Source organism: Arcticibacter svalbardensis MN12-7 (assembly GCF_000403135.1).
In the GTDB taxonomy this organism is placed as follows: Bacteria; Bacteroidota; Bacteroidia; order Sphingobacteriales; family Sphingobacteriaceae; genus Arcticibacter; species Arcticibacter svalbardensis.
Genome location: NZ_AQPN01000130.1, coordinates 1 through 7,651, shown reverse-complemented (window position 1 = coordinate 7,651; position 7,651 = coordinate 1). Strand labels below are relative to the sequence as shown.

Sequence of the window (7,651 nt, the reverse complement as noted above, 5' to 3'; positions counted from 1 at the left end):
TTTACAATACGTGGCGATGAGCTTATCAGCCTTGTTACTGCCTATTTTACGAACAAATTGCAAGTCTTTACAAGCCCCATCCTGATCGTTCTGTTTAATTTTCTGCTTTGCCTGATCAATAACATTGCTTATAAAATCATCATCGTAACCAAGTTCTTCTTTTAGCTGGAGGATCTTTTGTTCATCTTTAGCGTTATAATTACCCTTATCCTTTTTCTCGTAATACGTAATTACTGCATCGCTAAGATAGCCCTGTGCCTTATAAGCATCTATTGCCGCTTTAATTTCAGAGGCTGAGCGCCAGCAATTAAATTGTCGCAATGAAAAATTAACAGGTAGTGTGATTACACTTGTGGTATCATATTGAGCAGGAATAGTCCACTTTCCTGATGTAAGCCTAATTAACCGAAGAGCCTCATCATCAAGATCTATTCCTAAGCCTTTTTTTACACGAGATTCAATGATCCGACCTTGGCTATTTAACCGGAAACTGACCTCAATGATCCCCTCAATACAGTTTTGTTTCGAGTATCCCGGATAAATCATATTCTGATTGATGAAGTCAGATAAGCCAGATTTACCTCCTTTAAAAGAAGGATTTTCTACAGGCTTAAAGGAAACCTGCAGAAAAAATATAAAAAATATGAGTAAATTCAGTTTCATTCTTAATATAACGAATTGAAGCTCAATTTGTTGATTGTTCTTTAAATTACTCTTCTTCTGTATCCGGTTGACGAGGTTCTTTGCTTATTTTATCAAATATCTGATCCATCCTGTTCACATACTCACTCGTATCATCAATAAAAAACTCCAGACTAGGAACAACACGCGCCTGATTTCTAATCCGCGAACCCAGCTTATATCTGATTTCGTTTGAATGTGCTTTAATGGTACTCAAAGCAAGCGCAGCATCCTGACTATTGAAAAAACTTAGAAATACACGTGCAATAGCCAGATCAGGAGTCATGCGCACCTTTGTAATAGTGACCAGCATATTTGGTAAAAAGCTCATTCCCTCTCTTTGAAATATCTCAGCCAGATCCTGCTGTATTACCCCTGCAAATTTTTGTTGCCGTTTGCTTTCCATATTATTGTTATTTGTAAAAGGTTAAATGGATCAAGTACCCAAAATTTAACCTGTTCAAAGTTAGTGATTAGAATTAAAGTATGAAGAACCCTTTATCTGAGTGCTTAATACAGTAAATTATCATAAGGATACCTTACCGTATGCATTGCTTTTGTTTGTTCATAAACAAGCTGTTTAAGCTCTTCCAGGTTTTCCTTATTCAAGGCAGAGATAAATACTGCAGGACTATTATGCTTACCCATCCAGCTATTCCTGAAATCGTCCAGAGTTAGACTTTCTGCTTCTTGCCCACTTTCTGATTTCCAGGCATCAATCTTATTAAATACCGTAATGGTTTTTTTATCAGCTACCCCCAGTTCTTTTAGCGTTTCATTTACGATTCTGATCTGATCCTCAAAATTAGGATGTGATATGTCCACCACATGCATCAAAATATCAGCCTCCCTCACTTCGTCCAGTGTAGATTTAAAACACTCAACCAAATGAACAGGAAGTTTACGAATAAACCCTACCGTGTCTGATAGTAGAAAAGGAAGATTATCAATCACCACTTTCCTGACGGTAGTATCCAGCGTTGCAAACAACTTGTTTTCCGCAAATACATCCGATTTGGACAGCATATTCATAATAGTTGACTTCCCTACATTGGTGTATCCTACCAAAGCCACACGGATAAGCTGACCACGGTTTTTGCGCTGTGTTCCATTCTGCTTATCAATCAGCTTCAGTTTTTCCTTCAGTATAGAGATTTTAGTCTGAATAATCCTTCGGTCACTCTCAATTTGACTTTCCCCAGGACCACGCATTCCAATACCACCCTTTTGTCGCTCAAGGTGAGTCCACAAACGTGTTAAACGTGGTAAAAGGTATTGCAGCTGAGCCAGTTCTACCTGTGCTTTAGCCTGTGCAGTTTGAGCTCTACTGGCAAAAATATCGAGGATCAAGTTACTTCTATCCAGTATTTTGACCTCAAGTTCATTTTCAATGTTTCTGATTTGTGATGGAGTAAGTTCATCATCAAACACGACCAGATCTATTTCTTCCGACCGCACATAGGCCTGTATTTCTTCTAGTTTACCTTTACCAACAAATGTGGCCCTGTCAGCAGTGGTTATCTTTTGGGTAAAGATCTTTTCTGTAATACCTCCGGCAGTATCCACCAGAAATTCTAGTTCTTCCAGATATTCCTGCACCTTGGCTTCCGATTCACCTTGGGTAATCACACCCACCAGTACAGCCCGTTCTTGTTTTATAGTAGTATCAAAAGATTCTTGTCTTGGCATGTATAAATTGTTATTAATCCGCCTTTAGCTCATTCACAAATTCTTGTATAGCTAATCCCGGATCTTGATGTTTCATAAAATTTTCCCCTATCAGGAAACCATTGAATCCAGCTTTCTTCAATGCAATAATCGTTTGAGGATCGCTGATTCCGCTTTCCGAAATCTTTAGGAACTGATCAGGTATTAATTTAACCAGATCATAAGAGTTCTGCACAGAAACCGTAAAGTTATCCAAATTACGGTTGTTAACCCCTATTGCATCCAGGTCATCCACTATGCTCTGGTCCAATTCCTGTTGATTGTGCACTTCCAGTAATACATTTAAACCAATACCTTTAGCCAGTTTTGCAAAATGAGCAATCTGTGGAGGGGTCAGTATAGAGGCAATGAGCAGAATAATATCAGCTCCAATCGCTTTCGATTCAATGATCTGGTACTCATCAATAATAAAGTCCTTGCGCAAAATAGGGATTTTAATAGCCCCTCTTGCTTCAAGAAGATCGCGCATCCGGCCACCAAAGAACTTTTTATCCGTTAATACAGATACAGCAGAAGCGCCAGCAGCAGCATATTGTCGGGTCACTACAGATACAGCAGCCTGATCATTAATAATTCCTTTTGATGGAGAGGCACGTTTAAATTCTGCTATAATCCCTGTACGAGCAGGATCAAGCATGAAATCGCGCATTGATAAACAGGTACGATGGAAGTGTTCGGTCTTCTCCAGGCTGCTCATCGCCACCTTAATCTTCGCATCCCTGATCTCCTGCTGTTTATAAGCAACGATTTTTTCAAGTATACCACCTTGTTCAATCGTAGGAACAAAAGTGTCCGGTATATTTCGTGACTCCATTTCTTTATATTTATAAAAGCCAGTTCGCAATGATTTGTTTTCCATGTTCAGTTAATACTGACTCTGGATGAAACTGAACGCCCCGAACGTCATATTTGGTATGTCTCAAAGCCATGATTACCCCTTCAGCATCTTTGGCAGTGATCTTTAAATCTTCAGGAAGGCCATCACGACTCACTGCCCAGGAATGATAACGTCCAATATTAAAATTATCAGGCAACCCATCAAACAGCGTCTCCTCTCTATCCAGTACCTGCATTTCAGTCGCTCGGCCATGAACCGGGTAAGAAAGGTTATACAGGTCGCCTCCAAATACCTCAGCAATTGCCTGTACGCCTAGACAAACCCCTAGAATACTCTTGGTTGGACCATATTCTCTAATCACATCCAATAACAAACCAGCCTCTGAAGGAATGCCGGGACCGGGTGACAATAAAATTTTATCATACTCTTCTACGTCCTCCAGTTTAAACTTGTCGTTTCTCAATACAACAGGAGTTTGTCCACATTCATTCAACAGATGAACAAGGTTAAAGGTAAAAGAATCGTAATTATCTATTACTAATATTTTCATCAGAATAATTCTTTTTAAATTTAATACTAATAAACCATCAATAGGGTCTATTGATTAGGGCAGTTTTAATTGGTGGTGGATCATCAATGAAATTCTTAAAACCAATATCCTTTGGATTTTCTTAAGGATCAAATAAATCAGGAATGCTTATAATAGTTTAAGTTAAGCTTTTTCCAGTTTAGATACAATTGTTTCAGCCATATCAATTGCCTTTCGAAGGGCCATAATCTTGTTATTTACCTCATTCAATTCACTCAAAGGATCTGAATCGGCAACAATACCAGCCCCTGCCTGGTAATGCAGCACATTGTTTCTGCTCATAAAAGACCTGATCATAATAGCATGATTGAAGTCACCATTAAATCCCATAAAACCAATTGCACCGCTATAAAAACCCCTTCCAGTATTTTCATATTGATCAATCAGCTGCATAGCCATATACTTCGGTGCACCACTTAAAGTGCCGGCAGGGAAAGTATCACCAACCACTTTAAAAGGGTCAATATTACTTTGCAGTTTACCTGTAACTCGCGACACCAGGTGAATCAAATGCGAGTAGTACTGCACTTCTTTAAATGCCTTTACCTCTACTTTATCACAATGCCTGCTTAAGTCGTTACGTGCCAAATCTACCAGCATCACATGCTCTGCACTTTCCTTCGGATCTTTTTCCAGCCTCTCTGCCAGTTCAGCATCAAGCACATCATTACCGGTTCTTTTAAACGTACCCGCAATTGGAAATATCGTAGCTTCCCCATTTTTAATCGTAAGTTGCGCTTCAGGGGAAGATCCAAATAATTTAAAATCGCCATAATCGTAATAGAACAGATACGGTGATGGATTAATGGACCTCAAGGCCCTGTAAACATTAAATTCATCTCCACTGAAAGGTTTGCTAAAACCACGGGAAGGAACAATCTGGAAAACATCCCCCCTGAAGATATGCTTTTTCATGCTCTCCACAATGGACATGAATCCCTCATCTGTTAAATTTGAGCTCTCCTCTTCTTTAGATTCAAAAGGATACTCCGGATAATCTTTATTTTGTGTTAAATACTGTAATTTATCCAGCCCTATTGGCTCTTCCTCACTTGCCCTGTGTTCAAACAGGTAGAGCTCGTTTTTAAAATGATCAATAGCAATAACATACTTATAAACATGATACTGCAACAGCGGAATTTGTCTTGATTCTGATAGTTTAGATTTGAGCTTGATGTCTTCAAAGTATTCTATAGTTTCAAAAGTAAAATAACCAAACAATCCATTGGAGCTAAACTTGAACCCACTGTCGTCAAATTCAAATTGCTGACGAAAAGCGGTCACTTCTTTCTGCAGATCAATGCCTTTGGCAGGAATCTCCTGTTTTGTCCCATCCGGAAAATAAGTCTTTAACGAATCTTTATCGAGTACGATTCCCGCTATAGGGTCACAGCAGATAAAGCTCATGCTGTTTTCGCGACTATGATAATCAGAGCTTTCCAATAAAATGCTATTGGGGAAGACATCCCGGATGCGTAGGTAGATGCTTACAGGAGTAGTGGTATCTGCCAGTAATTTTTTAAATGAAGTATATAGTTTGTACATGATCGTAGTATTTCAGGTATAGTTGGTTTCAGATTCCCGGATACAAAAAAACCCGGTGTAATACACCGGGTTTTATATTTATTTGAAATTTTTTAAAATCAATCTAGTATAAATATACAATATCCCGGGGCACATGTTCTTGCCACCACCATAGTTGAGTATATTTATTTTTTAACATAATGCAAATGAAGCTAAAGGAATTTACAACTCCAAATTTTTATTTAAATAATTTATAGGACTACTTCGATAGGTAATTTTTAATGCTATACCGTTTCTGAATATCTATCTGGTCATTAGCGGGCTTATGTACGTAGAGAGCAGTCTATAACTCCTCTATTTCTGAAATAGACAGATCAGTAAATTCAGCTATCTTTTCAATTTGAACGCCCTGGGTTTTCATCTTACGAGCGGTTTCTTTTTTCCCTTCAATTTTCCCGTCTATTTTGCCTTCTACATATTTCCTCTCTTCTGCTTCTTGAACCGCATAGGAAAGGACATTCTCAAAATCCCATTTTTGCTCTAAACTTGTTCTGTATGACATATACTCCTCCTTTGTTATAGAGATTTGTTTTGGAAAGTTGTCGGAACTCAGTAAATACTAATGGTCATCATCAGTAAGCTGTACTTTTATATATTAAATCAAATCTGTCTTAATGACTTACCCCTAATAAACGTCTTCCGCTTTGTAAAATTGCAACAACGATGATCAACAAGGCTAAGCTAAAGTAAATAGCAACCGGACGATGTTTTGCAGTTAAATCAGCAATCCGTTTTGATTTTGCATTTCCGATTGTAATTAACACAGCCGCTACCAGCATCATAGCCAGATGTTCAACTTTCCAATAGCGCAAAGTACTATCTTTCATTGCTTCTCCCATGGTACTGCCCGTAACCAAAGGGCTTATGAAATATAAAACCAAACCAAGTACTACCTGAATATGCGTCGATATTAAAGTAACCAGGTTGAGCGTTTTGTTTGCCTTGCCAAAAGGTTTCTTGCCAAACCAACCCACAAAAGCTAAAATAATAGCAATTATTAGGGCAAAGAATACAACAAACCGAAGTCCGGAGTGTGCCTGAAAGAAGAAATCGTACATAGCTGTTTTTATTGTTATTCAAAGAAACGAAAATTGTGTTAATTAATGAATTATTCAACCAATTTGTTCCTATCACTTAGGATATAGATATCCACAGCATTTTACAAGGCTGTTTAAACAAAGGGTAGGTGTCTCTCCTAATGAGTACAGTAGTTTGAATTGATAAATCCATAGTGCACATTCATATAAATATGTTGAGCATTTAAGTGTATCAGGTTTTTGAGAATGCTACAGCTCTTCTATTTCGGAAATAGATAGATCAGTAAATTCAGCTATCTTTTCAATTGGAACGCCATGAGATTTCATCTTACGAGCTGTTTCTTTTTGCCCCTCAATTTTGCCTTCTACATATTTTCTTTCTTCTGCTTCTTGAACCGCATAGGAAAGAACATTTTCATAATCCCATTTTTGCTCTAAACTTGTTCTGTATGACATATACTCCTCCTTTGTTAAATTGCTTACCTCTGCTATCTGGAACACTTTTTCAAAAACACGTTTGTTGAAATAGACAGGCATTTTGTCCAGCCGGCTCATGTTCTTCAACAAATAAAACCAGCGATCAAGCCCTGTTTCTAATTCTTCAGCTCTTTTCGTTAAGTTAGGCAATTCCAAAAACTTATAACCCAGTTTCTTATAAAATATTGTGCCATTATCTTTGTCCATCAGACAGATATCGTGCAAGTATTGTTTGGAAGGCAGATTTTCCATTTTAAAGTCCAGAACAGCGATCAAGTATACTTCCTTAAGTTCATAGGTGTCGCTTTCCTTTCCAACGGACAATTGTTCGTTGATCAGGCGTGAAGTATAGAATACAGAGCGGTCCCGGAAATAAAGCTGTTTTCCGCGTTGCATCTCTACGATAAATTGTTCTCCATTATCTCCTGTACATGATAGATCAAAAATTGCTTTTTTAAAATCACGCAAATCTGCAGCGTGTTCGTAATTAAAAAACTATAATATTGACCTTATAAATCTTGTAAGCAAGCTTATCTTGGAGATAATCTAATTTTTGAATAGTTCTTATATCCCATAATTAACGCTATTCCCGTTTAAACGAAACTCGCTCACCTAAAACAATTGCTGGAGCAGTGCTAAAAAGACTCCCCTTTTTCCTTACCGCACTGGCATATTTGTCAATACGTGATGCAAGGCCCTGCAACAGGATGTTTCCCA

At 38.0% G+C, this 7,651-nt stretch carries 9 protein-coding genes and 1 pseudogene; 1 reads left to right on the top strand and 9 read right to left on the bottom strand.

Features of this window, described 5'->3' with window-relative positions:
* From ADIARSV_RS17495 to ADIARSV_RS17460, 8 genes are all read right to left on the bottom strand, one after another.
* Positions 1 to 663: energy transducer TonB (locus ADIARSV_RS17495; protein ID WP_040300530.1), on the bottom strand; the 663-nt coding region annotated here is incomplete at its 3' end.
* A 46-nt stretch (positions 664 to 709) separates the two neighbouring features.
* The gene (rbfA, locus tag ADIARSV_RS17490) at positions 710 to 1,087 is read right to left on the bottom strand and encodes a 30S ribosome-binding factor RbfA (RefSeq protein ID WP_016196976.1); all 378 of its coding nucleotides are present in this window, start codon (positions 1,085 to 1,087) and stop codon (positions 710 to 712) included.
* A gap of 104 nt (positions 1,088 to 1,191) precedes the next feature.
* Positions 1,192 to 2,370, bottom strand: a complete 1,179-nt coding sequence (gene hflX / locus ADIARSV_RS17485; protein ID WP_016196975.1) for a GTPase HflX — start codon at positions 2,368 to 2,370, stop codon at positions 1,192 to 1,194.
* Between the two features lie 13 nt (positions 2,371 to 2,383).
* Positions 2,384 to 3,268 (bottom strand): indole-3-glycerol phosphate synthase TrpC, encoded by an 885-nt coding sequence (gene trpC, locus ADIARSV_RS17480; protein ID WP_016196974.1) that lies wholly within the window; start codon positions 3,266 to 3,268, stop codon positions 2,384 to 2,386.
* Complete coding sequence (locus ADIARSV_RS17475) at positions 3,234 to 3,797, bottom strand: anthranilate synthase component II (RefSeq protein WP_016196973.1); 564 nt, start codon at positions 3,795 to 3,797, stop codon at positions 3,234 to 3,236. Before ADIARSV_RS17475 ends, trpC begins: the two co-directional genes overlap by 35 nt.
* Before the next feature lie 162 nt (positions 3,798 to 3,959).
* Positions 3,960 to 5,381, bottom strand: coding sequence for an anthranilate synthase component I family protein (locus ADIARSV_RS17470; RefSeq protein ID WP_016196972.1), 1,422 nt, complete (start codon positions 5,379 to 5,381; stop codon positions 3,960 to 3,962).
* 322 nt (positions 5,382 to 5,703) lie between these two features.
* Positions 5,704 to 5,922, bottom strand: coding sequence for a hypothetical protein (locus ADIARSV_RS17465; protein ID WP_016196971.1), 219 nt, complete (start codon positions 5,920 to 5,922; stop codon positions 5,704 to 5,706).
* A gap of 109 nt (positions 5,923 to 6,031) precedes the next feature.
* The gene (locus ADIARSV_RS17460; RefSeq protein WP_016196970.1) at positions 6,032 to 6,478 is read right to left on the bottom strand and encodes a hypothetical protein; all 447 of its coding nucleotides are present in this window, start codon (positions 6,476 to 6,478) and stop codon (positions 6,032 to 6,034) included.
* A 49-nt stretch (positions 6,479 to 6,527) separates the two neighbouring features.
* Here ADIARSV_RS17460 and ADIARSV_RS21660 point away from each other — a divergent pair, with 49 nt between their 5' ends.
* Positions 6,528 to 6,641, top strand: a complete 114-nt coding sequence (locus ADIARSV_RS21660) for an AraC family transcriptional regulator (protein ID WP_200864776.1) — start codon at positions 6,528 to 6,530, stop codon at positions 6,639 to 6,641.
* Between the two features lie 65 nt (positions 6,642 to 6,706).
* Here the strand turns inward: ADIARSV_RS21660 and ADIARSV_RS17455 are convergent.
* A pseudogene (locus ADIARSV_RS17455) lies at positions 6,707 to 7,411 on the bottom strand (Rpn family recombination-promoting nuclease/putative transposase); the annotation flags it as partial.
* Positions 7,412 to 7,651: the final 240 nt, after the last annotated feature.